This window comes from Pseudomonas tohonis (genome assembly GCF_012767755.2).
Lineage (GTDB): Bacteria > Pseudomonadota > Gammaproteobacteria > Pseudomonadales > Pseudomonadaceae > Metapseudomonas > Metapseudomonas tohonis.
Window position 1 is genome coordinate 6,619,993 of record NZ_AP023189.1, and the last position, 20,008, is coordinate 6,640,000.

3 protein-coding genes, 2 tRNA genes and 2 rRNA genes (2 of these 7 running past the window's edge) are annotated in these 20,008 nt (G+C 65.0%); 2 read left to right on the forward strand and 5 right to left on the reverse strand.

The genetic code is table 11. The annotated features are described in order from the left end of the window. Positions 1-12,971: the 5' end (the start) of an Ig-like domain-containing protein gene (locus tag HSX14_RS31460; protein WP_173179054.1), read on the reverse strand. Its footprint begins 29,911 nt before the window's first position; 12,971 of the gene's 42,882 nt are visible here — the first part of the coding sequence; it begins with the start codon at positions 12,969-12,971; its stop codon lies beyond the left edge, outside the window. Between the two features lie 287 nt (positions 12,972-13,258). Between HSX14_RS31460 and HSX14_RS30185 the strand changes: the two genes are divergently transcribed. Beyond that, a complete protein-coding gene (locus HSX14_RS30185) occupies positions 13,259-13,924 on the forward strand; it encodes a type II secretion system protein N (protein ID WP_173179046.1) in 666 nt (221 codons plus the stop codon). 13 nt (positions 13,925-13,937) lie between these two features. After that, entirely contained in the window at positions 13,938-15,875 is a 1,938-nt protein-coding gene (gene gspD / locus HSX14_RS30190) for a type II secretion system secretin GspD (protein WP_173179044.1), read from the forward strand. Between the two features lie 653 nt (positions 15,876-16,528). Here gspD and rrf read toward each other — a convergent pair. The 4 genes from rrf to HSX14_RS30210 form a co-directional block, all read right to left on the reverse strand. Next, positions 16,529-16,644: ribosomal RNA gene (gene rrf / locus HSX14_RS30195) — 5S ribosomal RNA — on the reverse strand. Between the two features lie 131 nt (positions 16,645-16,775). Continuing rightward, a 23S ribosomal RNA gene (locus tag HSX14_RS30200) occupies positions 16,776-19,667 on the reverse strand. A gap of 234 nt (positions 19,668-19,901) precedes the next feature. After that, positions 19,902-19,977, reverse strand: a tRNA-Ala gene (locus HSX14_RS30205). A gap of 27 nt (positions 19,978-20,004) precedes the next feature. Then, positions 20,005-20,008: transfer RNA gene (locus tag HSX14_RS30210), tRNA-Ile, on the reverse strand (it continues 73 nt past the right edge of the window).

Here is a 20,008-nt window from a genome sequence, read left to right on the forward strand (position 1 = left end):
CCACGGCTGCGGCGGCTGGCCAAATCGCCCTTGAGGATGAGCTGGTGGCTGGCATTGGCCAGCAGCGCCTGCTCGGGCACCAGGGTCAGGGTGCGCTGGTCGGCGCTGCGCTGCAGGGCGAAGGGCAGGCTGACGGCCGGCTGGTCGCCCTGGGCGTCGCGCTGCAGGACCAGGAACTGGCGCAGCTGCTCGTCGCTCATGGCGCCCAGGGAGCGGGTGAAGCGCAGCACCAGCGGGCTGTCCAGGGGCACGCCGTCGGCCTGGTCGCGCGGGGTGGAGCCGACCAGCTCCAGGGTCAGCAGGTCCACCAGGCCGAGGTGGGAGACCTTGCCGCCAGTGGCGTCGCCGCGCAGGGCGAAGCCGGCGATGCCTTGGTCGGTGATCACCAGCGGCTGGGTGCGCCAGGGCTTCTTCAGCAGGTTGTCGTAATCGTCCGAGTAGTCGGCGGCACGCACGCAGTAGGGCAGGCTCAGGGCGTCCAGCAGGCCGATGTCGGCCGGGCGGCTGAAGTCGTAGAAGCCCAGGTAGGCCTGCAGGCCCTTCTCGCAGGTGGCGAGGTCGTCGCTGCCGGTGTAGGTCAGGTTGAGGCCGGTGGTGGCCTGGGCGGCGATGCCACGGCTGTCGCCCGGCACGCTGAAGCCGCCGGAGAGGTAGCGGCCCTGCTCGCGGATGAAGGCCGGGCGGCTGGCGTCGTAGAGGTTCAGGCCGTTGCCGGTGGCGAAGCGGCTGCCGTCGGCGGTGAGGCCGATGTAGCCGCCCACGCGGGATTCGCCCAGCTGCGGCAGGGACGGACGCGACAGGTCGAAGACCACGCGGGCGCCACCGTTGACCACGTGCAGGCTGTCGCCGATGACGGCGATGTCCTGGACGTTGCCCAGGGTCTGCACGCGGCCGTCGATGCTGGCCTGGGTGATGCGGCGCACCACGGTCGGGCGCAGCGGGTCGGCGACGCTGACCACGGCGATGCCTTCGGCGGTGGTGGAGACCAGCAGCAGGCCCTGGTGGGCGACCACTTTCTCCGGCACGGCCTGGGTGAAGGGCAGCGGCAGACTGTAGCGGATGCCACGGTCCTTGCCCGGCGGCTGCTCGGTGAGGTCGTCGGGGTCGCGGATCTCGCGGTCGTAGACCAGCAGCACGCTGCGGCCTTCGTATTCGGTGTCGATGTAGGGGAAGTCGTAGCCGCGGCCCACCACGTAGAGCTGCTTGTCGGCCAGGGCCATGGCGCTGGGCTTCATGTCCTGCGGCAGGTTGTAGTAGCCCAGGCCGTGGCGCGGCGCGGCTTCGCCGACCTTGGCCGGGTCGTATTTCACCAGGCTGATCCAGCCCGGGGCGTAGTAGTGCTCGAGCTGCTCGCGGCTGAAGACCTGGTTCGGTGTCGGCGAGCCCTTGCCCAGTTCGCCCCGGCCGAGCACGTAGAACATGTGCAGGTCGCTGTCGACGGCGAGGTCGACGATATGGCCCGGCGGCAGCTTGAGCGGGTCCGGCACGTAGTCGGTGATGCCGCCCTTCTCCAGGGTCTCCAGGCGCTTGTCGATGACCTCGGCGGACATCGGCTTCTCGGTCTCCAGGCCGCGGTCGAGCTGCAGGCGACCGTAGAACAGGGCGTTGCGCTGGACGTAGTGGCGGCCGAGTTCGTCGTCCAGTTCCAGGTCGATGAAGCCGCGGTAGCCCTTGCCGTTCTCGTCGCGGAAGTCCGGCACCAGCAGGCTCATGCGTTCGGCGCTGTAGAGGCGCAGGTCGCCCGAGCCGACCTTGATGACCTTCTTCTCCGGGTTCGGCTCGCCGCTCTTGTAGGCGGTGAGCGTCAGGCCTGCGTGGAAGCCCTTGCCGACCAGGTCGACGCGGTCGTTCTTGCCGCTCTGGGCGACGCGCACCACGGCCGGGGCCAGGTGCGAGATGGACAACTCGTCGACGAACACGAAGCCGCCGAGCACGGTGTCGGAAAGACCGGCCTCGGTGTACAGGCTGACCGCCGCCGGGCCCGGGTAGTTGGGCACGGTGCGGGCGTAGAGGCTGATCACGCCGCTGGCGGCGTCGACCGCGCGGCGCTCGATCACCAGCGGCTCGCCACCCACCAGCAGGCGCGGCTGGTCGCCGAAGTTGAGGCCACGGACGATGAGTTCGGTGCCGCCGCGCACGTCGCCGACGTTGACGCAGGCGCTGCGCTCGGCGCTTTCGCGGGTGCAGATGCTCTGGATGTCCGGGTAGGCGGCATCGGCCGGCGCGGTGCTGAAGCTGAAGACGTAGTCGGCGGCCAGCGGCTGCCCGGTGATGGGCGTGAGCCCCTGCCTGATGCGTACGTAGTAGCGCTGGCGCGGCTGCAGGCTCTGGCCGTCCTTGCGGGTGAGCTGGATGCGGCGCTTGGTGGTGTCGCTGCCACGGGCGGCGAAGGCCAGGTCGAACAGGCCGGTGACGTCGCGGCCCACCTGGGCATCGCCTTCGAGCACCTGGACGAAGTCGGCCAGGCGGGTCTGTTCCGGCAGCACCGCCGACAGTTCGATGAGCATGGCCGGCAGTTGGGTGCTGACGTCGTTCTCGCCCACCTGCGGGTTGTGCTGCAGCACGGTGAGGGCCGGCAGGTCGATGCGGCCGATGCCGCCCTTGCCGGCGGCGACCTGGATGGCGCCACGGGCCAGGGTCACGCCGCGGATGGCGAAGTTGTCGGGGGTGGCGTTGCGCTGGACCATGACCGGGACGCTGGCGTCCAGGCCGCTCTCGCCGATGCGCGCGAGGTCGAGGATCTGCACCAGGCTCTGGGTCGGCTTGTCTTCCTGGTCGGAGAGCAGCTCGGTGACGTAGGCGAGGTTGCCGGAGACGTGCACGTCGTAGAGGCCGTCGGCGGCCTGGTCGGGGCGGTGCGGCTTGATCTCCACGACCTGCACCAGGCGCGGCTGGTCGGGCTCGCTGATGTCGATGCGGGTCAGGCGGGCGCTGTCGCCGCTGCCGGCCATGTCGGTGACGTAGAGCTGGTTGCCCACCAGGTGCAGGCGGTTGGCCACGCCCAGGGTGTCGATGCGCGCCACCTGGGGCATCGCCGGGGTGCTCAGGTCGGCCACCACGACGCCCTCTTCGGAGGCGGCGATGTAGGCGTAGTGGCCACGCACCTTGACGTCGCGGGCGAAGCCGTTGGGCTTGATGTAGCCGACGTGGTAGGGGGCGGTCATGTTGGTGATGTCGATGACCTGCACGCCGCCGGCACCGTTGGCCACCAGGGCCAGGTTGCCGCTGCGGGTGAGGCCGTAGACATCCGGGTAGGGCATGTCGACGCGACCCATCATCAGGTAGGGCAGGCCGAACTGGCCGTCGCCGTTGCGCTGGCCGAACAGCAGCAGCTCGCCGGCCTTGTTGTCGAGGTACAGGGCGCCGGTGCCTTCGCTCGGGGTGTCGCCGCCGTGCCAGTCCTTGCGGATCTCTTCGCTGAACTGGTTGACGAACTGGCAACCGGCGTCGCTCGACTGGCAGCTGCCGGCATCGGTGACGCCGGACTTGCCGGCCAGCACGATGTTCTCGTCGGTGACCAGTTCGCCGATGGTGCCGCTGAAGATCTCGGCGGCGCCGTTGAGCAGCGGCGAGTAGGCGAAGTAGTCGCCCTTCTGGTTGCCCTGGGTCTCGTCCACCGCATCCATGATGTAGATGCCGGTGCGCGCCTCGGGCAGGCCGCGCAGGGCGTCTTCCTTGCTCAGCAGGCCGAGGCCCTGCTCGATGCGCAGCGGGTCGACGCTGGCCCAGGCGGCGATCATCGCGCCGCTGCGGTCGAGGGCGCGGTACTGGTCGATGGCGGTGTAGTGCACGCCCTTGGCCTGGGCCTGGGCACCGGCCTGGGGCGCGATGAAGCGGCGCTCGCTCAGCGGCCAGCCCATCTCGTGGTAGGTGTCGCGGGTGACGGTGTGGTTCGGCGTGACCACCTTGGTCAGCACGTGCAGGCGTTCGTTGCGCAGGCCGGTGCGGCGCAGCACGTTGCCCTGGCTGAAGTCGGCCCAGTAGATGTAGTAGTGCTTGTCCGGGTCGCTGACCGGGGTGGTGTCGCCCGCCTGGCGCTGGTCGTCGCGGAACAGGGTCAGCGGGTACTCGTCCGCCACCTTCCATTCGCCGGCATCGTTCTGGTATTCGCGGCGCCAGAGCATGCTGACGCCTTGGATGGCGCCGCCCATGTCTTCGACGGACACCACCGCCCGCAGGCTTTCGCCCATGGTCAGCACGTCCTTGTCGATCGGGTAGAGCACGGCGAGGCGCGGCACCACGGTGTCTTCGAGCTTGCCGACGCGCACCACCTGGGACTCGCCCGCCTGGCCCAGCGCGTCGTAGGCGATGGCCTGGACGGTGAAGCCCTGGACGCCCGCCGGGGCGGCGAGGCGCGCGCGGTAGACGTGGTCCTGGGCGTGGCTGCCGACCTGCTGGCCGTAGCTCTGCTCGGTGGTGATGACCGGTACGCCGTTGACGTAGAAGGTGACGTGGTCGATGCCCTCGGGGCCGAGGTCGTCGAAGGCCTCGACGAAGACTTCGAGGTCCTGGCCGTCGATCACCACGGCGTTGTCGTTGTCGGGCTTGACGATGCGCGCCTGCGGCGGCTTGTCGGCCTTGATCAGGATGCTGCCCGGCAGGTCCACCATGGCGGACTCGTAGCCGTCGAGGTCGCGGGCCTTGGCGCGGAAGCGCAGCACCTGGTCGACGCGGCCGGTGGGCACCTTGAAGTGGAACTGGTAGGGCGCGGCGGAATCCTCGCCCAGGGCCTGGTACTTGGGCGTGGAGCCGGCCGGGCCGATGGCGTAGTAGAGCGCGGCGGCGTCCACCCCGACCTCGGGGTCGCTGGCCTGGACCTGGACCACCACGCCGCGGCCCTCGGTCAGCTCGGTGACCTCGCCCATGGCGAAGCCGCGGGCGTCCAGCAGCTTGATGGCGTTGACCTCCGGCGGCTGGTTGCGCAGCAGGTTGACCGGGATGATCTCCTTGGCCTCGTTGCCGGCCGGGTCGCGGGCGGTGATCTGCAGCTGCATCGGCAGGGATTCGGGCAGCGTGTCGGTGCGGCCCAGGTAGTCGGCGATGCTGGCCACCGGCAGGCTGCCGATATAGGGGCCGGTGAGCAGCAGGCGATCGGAGACGCGCTCCTCGGGTGCGAAGGTGCCGTCGCCGTTGCGGTCGACGTACAGGCCCAGGCTCACCGAGCCGACGCGGACGTTGTCGCTGACTTCCAGCTGGTACGGCAGGTTGCGCTTCTCGGCGATGCTGGCGCCGCTGGCCAGCGGCTGCTTGACCAGCAGTTGCGGCGCCTTGTCGTCCTTCAGTACGCGCACGCGCACGGCCTGGGGCGTGCTGACGCTGCGGCCCTTGCCGTCGGCGCGACGCTCCAGGGCGCTGGCGGTGAGGCTGAGGTCGGTGCCGGCCTGGCCATAGGGCACTTCGACGAGGAATTCGTAGGGGAAGACCATGTCGGTGAGGCTGCGGTCGCCGCCCTTGAGGCCGCCGATGTTGAGCACCACGCGGTCGATGCCGACATCGTCCACGGCGTTGATTTCCACCAGCAGCAGCTGGCCTTCGGTGGTCTCGCTGTTGTTCTGCGGCGCGCCGACCACCACGCTGGGCAGCTGGTCGCGGGTGACTTCCACCGTCAGGTGCTCCTCGGCGCGGTGGGCGTCGAGATCGCCATGGGCGACGCCGTAGGTGTCCACCGCTTCCAGGCTGAGCTGCACCTGGTTGGCCTGGGGGTTGTCCGGGTCGAAGGCGGGCATCGGCACGGAGAAGTTGTAGGGCGACTGGCGCAGGCGCATCTCGTAGGGCGGCTGGCCGTTGCCGTAGGTGGCGCGCAGGTGCACGTACTCCACGCCGACGTCGTCGAAGGCCTTGGCGTTGACGTACAGCGGGTTGCCTTCCACGACCTTGGCGCCGGGCACGGGCTCGACGACGTCGATCACCGGGCGGGCGTCGATGTTGATCGGGTAGCTGTTGGTGAGCACCGCGTTGTTGGCCGCGTCGAAGCCTTCCAGGCGCACGCGCACGCTGACCCGCTCGATCTGGTCGCTGGTCAGGCCGAAGGCGCGGACGATCTCGGCCAGGCGGTCGACGTGGATCAGCTGGCTGTATTCGGGGGTGTCGATGTCGACCGTGGTGACCGGCTCGTAGTCCTCGGAAGGGATGCCGTCGATGGTGCGTACCACGGTGAAGGGCTGCTCGCGGTCCTGGGCTTCGCCACGCACGCGCACCGAGTAGCCGCGCGAGAGCACCAGGCGGTTGACCTTGACGTTGTCGAAGGCCTGGTAGACCAGGGTGAAATCGCTGTCCTCGATGGCGCCGAAGCCGAGGCTGGGCCGCTTGAACAGCAGTTTCGGGCTGATGGTATCGGCCATCACCTTGATCTTGCGCTCGAACAGGCCGACCGCACCGTCGGAGTCCTCGACCTGGGCGGTGAGCTTGAGTTCTTCGTTGTGGCGGATCAGGCCCTGGGGTACTTCCAGCACGAAGGTGCGCTGCATCGCGTAGGGGCTGTCCTTGCGGCCGAAATCGTCGGCCATGGACTGGTCGTAGCGGGCATGGATGCTGTCGTGGATGCTGGCGAAGGCGGCATCGACCACCTTGTCGCCACCGGTGACGCCGTCGCTGGAGCCGATCACCGGCAGCGGCACGCCATTGGCGACGACCTTGAGGCGGCTGGCGGTGAGCTTGCGGTCGTCCGCGGCCACCAGGCCGACGCGGATGCGGAAGGTGCCGGCCGCGATCTCCTGCTCATCGCCCGGGGCGGTGATGCGCACCTCGGGGACCATGTTGGTCAGCGGGTGGACCAGGATGGTGCGGTCGCTGACATGACCGTAGGTGTCGGTCAGTTCGATGCGGTATTCGGTGGGCTCGCTCTGGTCGAAGAGGACCTCGGCCTGGTCGGCGGCCTGCAGCGGCGGCGCGGCGGGGCAGTTGACCTGGAAGCCGCGCTCGTAGACCACGGCGGCGACACTGCCGTCGCGCTTGAGGCGCAGGATGCGGTAGGCGGCGAGGCCGGCGTCGTCGCGCAGGTCGGTGTCGAGGCGGAAGCGTTCGTTGATCCGCACCCAGAATTCGCCGTAGTTGATGCGCGCCGGGTCGGTGAGGGCCTTCTCGTACTTGCCGTCCACCCAGTAGGTGTTGAAGCCGGTGAGGCTGAGCTGCGGCTTCTCGTTGGCGGCCAGCGGGTAGCGCAGGCTGTGTTCGGTGGTGCGACCGCTCCAGTCCTCGGCCACCAGGGTCAGCTCCAGTTCGCCGCTGGAGAACTCGCGGGGCACCCGGTAGGGCAGTTGCAGGGCGCTCTGGCCGAGGTAGGTGCCGAGGTCGTGAACGACACGGCCACGGTTCTCCAGCAGGCGCAGGCTCTTCAGGCCGAGGCTGTCGTCGCCGAAGGTGGTCTTGAGGTCCAGCTGCTGCAGGGGCACGGCGACGGAGCCGGCCACCGGGCTGACGATGCGCGCCTGGGGCGCCTGCTCGTCGACCCGCAGGGGCTGTTGCAGCAGGGTGCCGAGCACCAGGTCGCCGCGCTCGTGGGACAGGCGGTCGGTGGCGTGGCCGATCAGGCTCAGGCTGGTGCTCTGCACCTCGGCGGGCACCGGCAGGAGCAGGTTGTAGCGTTCTTCCGCACGGCTCTGGGCACCGCTGTCGCCCACTTGCAGGAAGGCGGTCTGGGCATTGCCGTCGAGGCCGTCCTGGAGCAGCAGGTTGATGACGTTGCGGCCCGGTACGCGGGTGCCGCCGTCGGTGCTGACGTTGGCCTGGGAGGTTTCCAGCTGGGTGATCTGCAGCTCGCGGATGAAGGCGGGCGCGCCGGCACGCGGGCGCAGCACCAGGCGGGTGACGTCGGGGCCGCCCAGGGCGGCGAGGTCGAGCAGGCCGCCGACGGCCTGCACGTCGCGCAATTCGGGGCGCACCTGGCAGAGGCTGCGGGAGAAGGTCTCGACCTGCCAGTTGCTGGTCTGCGTGCCCAGCTTGAGCAGGCGCGGGGAGCCGAGCTGCTCGTTGCCGGAGAGGATCAGGCGGCCGTCCTTGACCTGCAGGAAGGGCTTCTCGTTGAGCAGCAGGTCGCCCTGCCAGCCCTGGGCCTCGGGGTAGGCGATGCTGATCAGCGGGCTGTTCTGCTGGCTGGTGGCGTCGACCTTGGTCAGGCCGCGGATGTCGCGGGCACCGCCCAGGTCGCGCAGGGAGCTGGCTGCCAGCAGGTAGCGGCCGGTGCTGGCGGGCGCGCCGTCGTTGAAATCGTCCTGCACGACCAGGCTGCCACGCAGGGGCATGCCGCGCTGCTGCTGGGCGGAGGGGGTGCTGTCCTTCCAGCTGAGCAGGGGCGCCTGGTCACGCTGGACCAGCAGGCGGCGGGTCACCTGGCTCTCGTTGCCCAGCAGGTCCTTGGCCTTGACCACCAGGGTCAGGCCGATGGGCTCGGCCTGGGGCCGGTAGCGTTCGATATCGAGCAGGTCGTTGGCACCGGCGGCGGGGACGCTGACCTGCGGCGTGCTGAGGCCTTCGGCCTTGGCCACTAGTTCGTCGCGGCCCTGGTCGTCGAGCAGGCGCACTTCGTAGGAGGCGACGGCGGTGTCGTCCTGCAGGCTGACCTGCAGCTTGGTCTTCTGCCGCTCGAAGAGGCGTTCGGTGGGGGACTGGATGTTGATCTGCGGGCCGGTCTCGTCGCCGAGGACCTTGATGTTGATGGCCGGGGAACGGGTTTCGTTGATGCCGCGGTCACGGGCGCGCAGCACCAGCTGCAGCACCTTGCCGGCGTAGCGGCGGCTGAGCTCGGGGGTCAGGCGCAGGCGGCCGTCGAAGTCGGCGTAGAAGCGCTGGCCGACGAGGATGGCGCCGATGGTGCCGGGGTTGGGCACCTTGACGGTCTCGACACGGTCCTTGCGGCTGAACAGTTCCCAGGCCACGGCGTGTTCTTCGCGGGTGTCCGGGTCGATCAGCAGGGGGTCGAGGCTGTCGACGTACTGGTTGTCGCCGGCACTGCCCTGGATCTGGAAGTTGGTGCCCGGCGGCAGGCTGAAGTCGCCTTCCGGCTTGCTCAGCTGCAGGGTCGGCGGCTCGGTGTCGTCGATGATCTCCAGCTCCAGCGAGGCTTCGCTGACCTGGTTGGCGCTGTCGTAGGCGCGGACGGCGATATCGGTGTCGGCCCCGGCCTTGTTGGGCACGCGCAGGGCGGCGCCGACATAGCCTTCCTGGGACTTGGCCAGTTCGCTGCCGCTGACGGTCTTGAGCACCTGCACCTGGCCGCCCTGGCGCAGGATGAACTCGACGCGGCTCACCTGGCGGTCGTCGGTGACCAGCGCCTGGGCGGTGAAGGCTTCGCCCTCGTACAGGCGCGAACCGGGTGCCGGGGCGCGGACGGCGATCTTCGGCGGCTGGTCCTTGCCGATGGGGAAGCGCCAGAGGGTGGGATCGGCGTCGTTGCCGTACTGGTCACGGCCGCGCAGTTCGATCACCAGTTCCTGCTGGTCGGAGGGGACTTCCATCTCGAAGCTGTCTTCGAAGCTGGCGACCTGCTGGGCGCCGGTGAGGGCTTTGGAATACAGGGTGCGGCTGCCGCTGAGGGCGCTGAAGGCCACCAGGCGGGTGTCGTCGACGCCGCGCAGGCGGACCTGGATGCGGTTGCCGGCGTAGAGCGGTGCGCCCTGGATCGGCGAGACCACGGCCAGGCGCGGGCCGAGGGTGTCGGCCATGACCTGCAGGGGCAGTTCGCGGTTGTCGCCCTGCTGGCCGCCGTCGTCCATGGCGGCGACCTTCAGGCGCAGGGCGCGGTCCTGGTTGCCCAGGTTGAGGGGCTTGAGGTCGATCACCAGGCGGTTGACGGTATCCGGGCCGATGATGAGGCCACCCTGCTGGTCGATGCGCTTGTGCCACAGCGGTGCGCTGCCGCCTTCGGCCCAGAGGCTGGCTTCGAGTGCGTGTACGGCGCGGTCGTCGTGGGCGACCACGTCCACCTGCAGGCTGTCCTGGCTGTAGACGCGGCTCTGCACCGGGTTGAGGCCGCGGACCTCGGGCTTGGCGTCGTCGGCGATGCCGATCAGCACCTTCACTTCGCTGTCGTTGCCGGTGCCATCGGTGGCCACGACGCGGATCGGATAGCGGTCGTAGCGCACGCCGTCGAGGTGCTTGAACTTGGGCGCCGCCACCACCTTGAGGGTGGAGAAGGCCTTGAGGGCGCCAGGGATGGCCTGCACCGAGAGGCTGCCATCGGCGCTGCTCAGGTGGTCGTTGGGGTTGCCGGTGAGGTAGAAGCCGACGCCCTCCTGCTTGGCCACGCCGTAGAGGTCCAGGCGCTCGACGCCGACGTTGTCGTAGCCGGTGACCTTGAGCACGAAGGTGCTGTCCTCGACCACCGGGGCCAGGTCGTCGCCGGCGTCGCTGACGGTGATGGAGGGTGAGGCCAGGTTGATGACCGGGTCTTCCTCGTCCTTGCCCAGGGTGACGTTGACCGGCGCGCTGCGGGTCAGCTGTCCGGCGCTGTCGATGGCCTCGGCGTGGAGGGTCAGGGGGGTTTCCTTGTCCACGCCGGCCGGCGCCTGGTAGATCACCGCGAAGGGCGCCTTGAGGTCGGTGCCCGCCAGCTTGCCGTTGACGTAGAAGTCGACCTGGCGCAGGCCCAGGTCGTCGGTGGCGTTGGCACGCAGCTCGACCGGCTGGCCGGAGACCAGGTGCGCGCCTTCCACCGGGTGACTGAAGGATACGGTCGGCGTCTGGTCGCCCTTGACCGGCAGGGTCAGGGGCTCGGAGAGGTTGGACTGCTGGTGCAGGTCGACCACGCGGGCGCGCAGTTCCAGGGTGCGGCCGAGCCAGTCCTGCTTGATCGGCAGCTGGAAGCTGTGGCTGGTGCTGCGCAGGCCGAGCTTGGTGCCGTCGTAGTCGCGGTCCTGGTGGCGGTAGGACTGCACTTCCTCGCCGTTGACCAGCAGGAAGATGTCGGTGCCGCCTTCGAGGGTGTCGTCGGTGGCCTCGACCGTGACGCTGACGGTCTGGCCCACGGTGGCGATGCTGCCGGCCGCGGGCTGGGTGATGCGGGCGGTGGGCCGCTGGTTCTCCAGCACGCGCAGCAGGCGGGCCGGGGCGTCGACCACGGCGCCGTTCTGCGCATGCACGCGGGCGGAGAGCGCCATGCTGGTTTCCCGCAGGGAGATCTCGGGCACCTGGAGGGTGACCTGCCAGACCTCGAACAGCTGCTTCTTGCTCGGGTCGCTCTCCAGCGGGCGCTGTTCGAAGATGGGGAAGCGGGTCTCGCCGACCTTGCGCCCGTCGAGGAAGTATTCGACCTGGCTGATGCCGCTCTGGTACTCGACGTCCGGCAGTGTGCCCAGGTTGACGCTGATGGCGGCGCGCAGCGGGCTGTTCTCGACGACGCGCTGGGCGTCCACCGGCGATTCGAAGATGAACTCGGGGGCCTTGGGATTGCTCTTGGCGACGACCTGCACGGCGCGCTCGGGGCTGCTCTGGCTCTTGCCGGTTTCGTCGAAGGCCACGGCGCGCACGCGCAGGGTGCGGCCTTCCAGTTCCTGCTCGATGGGCAGGCTGAGGGCGTAGGGCGGGGACAGGCGGCGCCCGACCATGGCGCCGTCGAGCCAGAACTCGACGCTTTTCACGCCGACGTCGTCGCTGGCGCTGGCCTGGAGTTCGAGCACCGAGCCGACGGCGATGCTGGCTTCGGGCTGCAGGTCGACGGCGGGGGCGGCGTCCTGGGCGGCGACCGGGAGGTCGACGCCGATGTCCGGGTAACGCTGCAGGCGGGCGTGCAGCAGCATCGGGCTCTGCTCGGGCACCTGGGCGCGGGCGCGCAGTTGCAGCTGGTCGTTGCGCTCGAGGATGCCTTCGCTGCCGTTGGGCAGCTGCAGCTCGACGGCGAGGCTGTCGGCCAGGGGCGACTCGCTGCCGTCGTCGAATACCGCGAGGATCGCCGGCAACGCCTGGAAGTCGTTGAGGCGCGGAAGCACCAGGGGCTGGCCGGCGGCCTGGCCTTCGAAACGCAGGGCGGTGAGGCGGCGGCTGTAGTCGACCTTCACCGGCAGGCTGACTTCGGGCAGGCCGGGGTAGCTCACATAAACAAAGACCGCCTCGGAGGCGGTCTCTTGCAATGGATAGACAACGCCTTCGGCGCTGACCCAGACCAGGTCCGGGTTGGAGGAACGGTAGCTGATGCCGTTGCCCAGCCCGGCCAGGGGGGTCGGCCCGCGGAATTCGAAGTCGACCTCGGGAACCAGGCGGGCCGACTGCAGGGCGTCGCTGAACACCAGGCGATCGGGGTGTACGGCGATGGAGCGGGCGGCTTCTTCGACGCTCTCGCCGATGAAGCGGATGTCGGAGAAGCTGCTCTGGTTGCCGGAGGCATCGACGGCGACCGCCTGGACCATGACCAGGGCGTTGCGCGCCACTTCTTCGGCGCTCAGGGGGGCGTCCAGGCGCTGGCGCAGGCTGTAGCGCTGCTGGCCGTCGACCTTGGGGAAGACCCGGCGCGCTTCGGGCATGCGCAGGAAGGCCTTGCGCTCGGCCTGGCTGACCACGCCGCCGGCGGCGCGCAGGTCGGAGGCACGCAGGCCGGTGAGGGACAGGCTGAGGTAGCTGAGGTCGATGTCGTCCTGGGCGTCGAAGCTGGCCACCAGGTACTGCTCGCCATCCTGGCTCTCGATCGCCAGCTGGGTGAGTTCCAGCTGCGGGGCCACGGCTTCCTGCTGGAAGGTTTCGCTGTAGTCCTGGATCCGCCCGTCGGCGTAGACCAGCTTGACCGCCGGCTGCAGGACGTCGCCACCTTCGAGACGGAAGCTGAAGGAGCAGGCGACGCTGGAGTCGGTGTCACGCGTGGCATCGGTCGGCAGGAAGCGCTTGCCGCTGGCGGGAATGCTGACTTCGGCCAGGTCGCGGCAATCATCGAGGGAGAGGACGTAGTCGGCGGCGTTGCCGGTGGAACCGAGGGCGGAGGCGGTGCGGATGTCTATTTCGGATGCAAAGGTTTCAGGGGCCGCTAGCGCGATCAGCGCGGCGAGCACCCGGCGAAACCCTGTATGGCGGCATCCTTGCAGCATCTTGGGGGAAAAGTTCCATTTATTTTGCGCATTCAGGCGTAGGACTTCGATAGCCTTAGCCTTTCCAATGGCAGAATGCTATACACGGAAAAATCTTATTTCAAGATAGGTACAAATGCCGAACAGGCATAAACGGTAGGGAACGTGATCGGCGTCAAATATCGCCATCATCCGCCACCACCCGTCCTGACCCGGCTTTGCACCCGATTGAGCAATGGATAGTATTGCCGCGCCATCACAGGGAAGAGTCCATGGCCACCATCCTTCACACGCTGACCCAGCTCGCAGCCACACGCGCGGTAAAGCTGTCGGCGCTGTCCCTGTGCTCCCTTCTCATGCTCGCTGCCCTGACCTGGCACGGCCTGCAGCTGCGTGCTGCGCTGCAACCGCCGGTGCTGACCCCAAGCGCGTTGAACGAGCCCGGCCCGCAGGACGGGCCGACGCCGCTCGGCAAGGGGCTGCTCGGTTTGTTCGGGTCCAGCGCCGAAGCCGAATCGGTGGCGGCCGAAGCGCTCGAGAAGCTGCCCGAGAGCAATCTGGACCTGCAGGTGTCGGCGATCTTCTTCATGGCGCCCGCCGAGCAGAGCACGGTGATCCTGGAAGACGGCGATCGCACCCTCATTCTCAAGCCGGGTGAAGAGGTGCGCCCCGGCATCGCCGTGCAGCGCATCGAAAGCCACCGGATCACGCTCAAGCGCAATGGCAAGCTGGAGCAGATCAGCTTCCGCGGCTTCGGCGAGATGCCCGGCAGCAGCCCGGCGCCGGAAAGCCCCATGCCCGTCGCCCAGAACATCGAACCGGTGACCGACACCCTGGCCAGTTCATTGCCTGCCACACCGGAGCCGGCGGTGGCGAGCCAGGGCGTACCCACCGCTTACCAGCAATACATTCAGCGCAAGCTCGCGCAGAACAAGTAGTCGAGTGAGAGAAGTGTCCACCAGAGCCCCGTCGTGCCTGCTGCTCAGTCTGTGCCTGCTCGTCCCCTTCGCCAGCGCCCACGCCGAGGACAAACCGGTGGCGGCCGAGGCGCCCGTGGCGGCCAGCGATGTGAAGATCAACATGCAGGACACCAACATCCGCTCCTTCATCGAGTGGATCGCCAAGGCGACCGGCAAGAATTTCATCATCGACCCGCGGGTGACCGGCAAGGTGACGGTGATTTCCAACGAGTCGATGAAGCCGGAGGAGGCGTACCGGGTCTTCCTGTCGGTGCTGCAGGTGCACGGGTTCTCCGCCATCGAGTCGGACAGCGCGGTGAAGGTCATCCCGGACGCCAACGCCAAGCAGAGCGGCGTGCCGCTGGTGGACGACGACACGCTGAACGATGACCAGCAGGTGGTGCGGGTGATCCGCACGCAGCACGTGCCGGCGACGCAGCTGGTGAACATCCTGCGGCCGATGGTGCCGCAGGTGGGGCACCTGGCGGCTTACCCGGACAGCAACGCGCTGATCATTTCCGACCGGGCTTCCAACATCAACCAGCTGCTGAAGCTGGTGTCCGAGATCGACCGGGCCGGGCAGTTCGAGATCGACGTGATCCCGCTGAAGTTCGCCAATGCCAAGGAGCTCTCCAGCATGCTCGGCAACCTGGTGCCCCAGGGCGGCGGTGCCGAGGGCGCGAGCAAGATGAGCGTGTCGGTGGATGAGCGCACCAACAGCATTCTGATCTCCGGCGACCCGAGCAAGCGCCAGCAGTTGCGCGATGTGCTGGCCAACCTGGATCGCCCAGGGAACATCATCCGCGACACACAGGTGATCTACCTGCATTACCTGAAGGCGTCGGAGGTCGCGCAGATCCTGCAGAACGTGGCCACCAGCCTGCAGAAGCAGGACAAGGACGTGGGCATCAGCGGGGCGGAGATTTCCATCCAGGCCAACGACACCACCAACGCGCTGGTGATCAGCGCGCCGCCGGCGATCATGAAGACCGTCGAAGGGGTGGTGCAGCGGCTGGACATACGCCGGGCGCAGGTGCTGGTGGAGGCGGTGATCGTCGAAGTCTCGGACAACAAGGTCAACGAGCTAGGCGTGCAGTGGAAGACTTCGGAAGGGGCCATCGGTGGCGACGGCTTCTTCGGTGGCTTCAAGTCGTCGCTCAAGGGCAATGCGATCGACACATTCCCGGGCGGCAACCCGGCCAAGCTGGATGCCGGGCTGAGCCTGGGCTTCTACAGCAATGGCTCGCTCCGGGCGCTGATCCGTACGCTGTCCACCGACGACTCGATGAATATCCTCTCGACGCCGAACCTGGTCACTCTGGACAACGAGGAGGGCAAGATCGTGGTCGGCCAGAACGTGCCCTTTGTGACCGGCAGTTCGACCAGCGCCTCGAACCCGTCCACCAACCCCTTCCAGACGATCGAGCGGCAGGACGTGGGCATCACCCTGAAGATCAAGCCGCAGATCAACGAAGGGGACTCGGTGACCCTGAACGTCTACCAGGAAATATCCAGCGTCACCAACGACACCAGTGCCGCGGACATCGTTACGAACAAGCGTTCGGTGGAAACGCGAGTCCTCATCAAGGACAACATGACGCTGGTGCTGGGCGGCCTCATCTCGGACGAGGTGAGGGACTCGGGCGACAAGGTGCCCTTCCTGGGCAAGATCCCGATCATCGGGCAGTTGTTCCGCAGTGACCGCAAGGAAGTGAACAAGAAGAACCTGATGGTGTTCATCAAGCCGACCATCATCAATGACTTCGACCATGCCGACCAACTGACCGAAGGCAAGTACAACTTCATCCGGGAGCGCCAGCTGCGTTATGCCGACCAGGACATCGCCAAGGGCGTGCCCACGCTGCCGGAACGCATCAACAGTGCGGAGAAGGAGTTGAAGATCAAATCCGTACCGCTACCGCCCCAGTGATGGATTGCTGAAGTGAAGCCACCTGCGGGTGGCTTTTTCTTTGGCGGTTCGATGGTGCTGGCCTGGTTATCCGGGCTGGTGGGTGGGGAGCGGCGAGGGACGCCTGTTACTCTTCCAATTTGCGGAGAGGGCGATTGGGAAAATCGACTTGGGGGAGACTGGCTTGCTCATCTGCCTTATGACATCCCCTGGTTGGAGCCAGGTGTATCTGGCAACGCTTCAGGAGTTGAGCCGGGTGCGCATCCATGAGACCTGCACCAATGGCTGCGAGTATCGGGGCGACTGATTCTTCTGCTGCATAAATGCAAAAGGCCACCCGAGGGTGGCCTTTTTGTTGCGCGCAGTTCCTGTCGATCATACTGCCTGTATAGCCTGGACGTAGCCGGACTTCAGTCCTTGGAGTCTCTCAGGGTTGAGAGCGGGTCAATGAAGCGATCGCGGCAGGCACCGGCATGGCGGTCCTTCGGTCCGCTCGCTGCCCGGACACATCGCCGTGGCTCTACACGCGATGCCATGGCGCACCGGACGGATCGCGATGCCCGCACCCCGAGCGGTGCCCGGCGTTATAGGTGCCCCACATTGCCCGGCCAATTTTCTTAGGCGCAAAGTCAAACCCCCGACCTTCTTGCGAAGATCGGGGGTTTGGTATAGGTGCTTGACGATGACCTACTCTCACATGGAGAAACTCCACACTACCATCGGCGATGCATCGTTTCACTACTGAGTTCGGGATGGGATCAGGTGGTTCCAACGCTCTATGGTCGTCAAGCAATTCGGTTGGGGTATCGTCTGGGACGCGACCCCGAATGGGTATGTGATAAGGCTTTGCAAGTTCTGGCCAATTTTCGGCTAAGTCGACTTCACCTTATAACAACAATCGTCAGATTGTTTGGGTGTTATATGGTCAAGCCTCACGGGCAATTAGTATTGGTTAGCTCAACGCCTCACAGCGCTTACACACCCAACCTATCAACGTCGTAGTCTTCGACGGCCCTTTAGGGGATTCAAGATCCCAGTGAGATCTCATCTTGAGGCGAGTTTCCCGCTTAGATGCTTTCAGCGGTTATCTCTTCCGAACGTAGCTACCCGGCAATGCCACTGGCGTGACAACCGGAACACCAGAGGTTCGTCCACTCCGGTCCTCTCGTACTAGGAGCAGCCCCTCTCAAATCTCAAACGTCCACGGCAGATAGGGACCGAACTGTCTCACGACGTTCTAAACCCAGCTCGCGTACCACTTTAAATGGCGAACAGCCATACCCTTGGGACCGGCTTCAGCCCCAGGATGTGATGAGCCGACATCGAGGTGCCAAACACCGCCGTCGATATGAACTCTTGGGCGGTATCAGCCTGTTATCCCCGGAGTACCTTTTATCCGTTGAGCGATGGCCCTTCCATACAGAACCACCGGATCACTAAGACCTACTTTCGTACCTGCTCGACGTGTCTGTCTCGCAGTCAAGCGCGCTTTTGCCTTTATACTCTACGACCGATTTCCGACCGGTCTGAGCGCACCTTCGTACTCCTCCGTTACTCTTTAGGAGGAGACCGCCCCAGTCAAACTGCCCACCATACACTGTCCTCGATCCGGATGACGGACCAGAGTTAGAACCTCAAGCATGCCAGGGTGGTATTTCAAGGATGGCTCCACGCAGACTGGCGTCCACGCTTCAAAGCCTCCCACCTATCCTACACAAGCAGGCTCAAAGTCCAGTGCAAAGCTACAGTAAAGGTTCACGGGGTCTTTCCGTCTAGCCGCGGATACACTGCATCTTCACAGCGATTTCAATTTCACTGAGTCTCGGGTGGAGACAGCGCCGCCATCGTTACGCCATTCGTGCAGGTCGGAACTTACCCGACAAGGAATTTCGCTACCTTAGGACCGTTATAGTTACGGCCGCCGTTTACCGGGGCTTCGATCAAGAGCTTCGCTTGCGCTAACCCCATCAATTAACCTTCCGGCACCGGGCAGGCGTCACACCCTATACGTCCACTTTCGTGTTTGCAGAGTGCTGTGTTTTTAATAAACAGTCGCAGCGGCCTGGTATCTTCGACCGGCATGGGCTTACGGAGCAAGTCCTTCACCCTCACCGGCGCACCTTCTCCCGAAGTTACGGTGCCATTTTGCCTAGTTCCTTCACCCGAGTTCTCTCAAGCGCCTTGGTATTCTCTACCCAACCACCTGTGTCGGTTTGGGGTACGGTTCCTAGTTACCTGAAGCTTAGAAGCTTTTCCTGGAAGCATGGCATCAACCACTTCATCGTCTAAAAGACGACTCGTCATCAGCTCTCAGCATTAAGCGCCCGGATTTACCTAAGCACTCTGCCTACCACCTTAAACTTGGACAACCAACGCCAAGCTGGCCTAGCCTTCTCCGTCCCTCCATCGCAGTAACTAGAAGTACAGGAATATTAACCTGTTTCCCATCGACTACGCTCTTCAGCCTCGCCTTAGGGACCGACTAACCCTGCGTCGATTAACGTTGCGCAGGAACCCTTGGTCTTTCGGCGTGCGAGTTTTTCACTCGCATTGTCGTTACTCATGTCAGCATTCGCACTTCTGATACCTCCAGCAAGCTTCTCAACTCACCTTCACAGGCTTACAGAACGCTCCTCTACCGCATCACTTACGTGATACCCGTAGCTTCGGTGTATGGTTTGAGCCCCGTTACATCTTCCGCGCAGGCCGACTCGACTAGTGAGCTATTACGCTTTCTTTAAAGGGTGGCTGCTTCTAAGCCAACCTCCTAGCTGTCTAAGCCTTCCCACATCGTTTCCCACTTAACCATAACTTTGGGACCTTAGCTGACGGTCTGGGTTGTTTCCCTTTTCACGACGGACGTTAGCACCCGCCGTGTGTCTCCCATGCTCGGCACTTGTAGGTATTCGGAGTTTGCATCGGTTTGGTAAGTCGGGATGACCCCCTAGCCGAAACAGTGCTCTACCCCCTACAGTGATACATGAGGCGCTACCTAAATAGCTTTCGAGGAGAACCAGCTATCTCCGAGCTTGATTAGCCTTTCACTCCGATCCACAGGTCATCCGCTAACTTTTCAACGGTAGTCGGTTCGGTCCTCCAGTCAGTGTTACCTAACCTTCAACCTGCCCATGGATAGATCGCCCGGTTTCGGGTCTATTCCCAGCGACTAGACGCCCTATTAAGACTCGCTTTCGCTACGCCTCCCCTATTCGGTTAAGCTCGCCACTGAAAATAAGTCGCTGACCCATTATACAAAAGGTACGCAGTCACCCAACAAAGTGGGCTCCCACTGCTTGTACGCATACGGTTTCAGGTTCTATTTCACTCCCCTCTCCGGGGTTCTTTTCGCCTTTCCCTCACGGTACTGGTTCACTATCGGTCAGTCAGTAGTATTTAGCCTTGGAGGATGGTCCCCCCATATTCAGACAAAGTTTCTCGTGCTCCGTCCTACTCGATTTCACTTCTAAGATCCTTTCGCGTACAGGGCTATCACCCACTATGGCCGCACTTTCCAGAGCGTTCCGCTAAAATCAAAGAAGCTTAAGGGCTAGTCCCCGTTCGCTCGCCACTACTAAGGGAATCTCGGTTGATTTCTGTTCCTCAGGGTACTTAGATGTTTCAGTTCCCCTGGTTCGCCTCTTGCACCTATGGATTCAGTACAAGATACCTAGGTTATCCTAGGTGGGTTCCCCCATTCAGAGATCTCCGGATCAAAGTCTGTTTGCCGACTCCCCGAAGCTTATCGCAGGCTACCACGTCTTTCATCGCCTCTGACTGCCAAGGCATCCACCGTATGCGCTTCTTCACTTGACCATATAACCCCAAGCAATCTGGTTATTGTCTCTAACGTGAAGACGACATTCGCCGAAAATTCGCGCTTGAACTCGCAAATTTTACCTTGACTTGATTAATCACCAGTGAAAGAGATTAATCAGTCTACTTCTATCACATACCCAAATTTTTAAAGAACGGTTCTGGCGCAAAGACCAGAAATCAATGCCATTCTCAAGGCACTCATTTCTGAGCTTTCAGCGATTTCAGAGTGGATGGTGGAGCCAAGGAGGATCGAACTCCTGACCTCCTGCGTGCAAAGCAGGCGCTCTCCCAGCTGAGCTATGGCCCCTCGAAGACCTGCCACGCCCATGACAATTGGT

Coding starts and splice junctions, on each gene's coding strand:
- HSX14_RS30185 (WP_173179046.1), top strand. CDS start 13,259: ATGGCCACCATCCTTCACACGCTGACCCAGCTCGCAGCCACACGCGCG.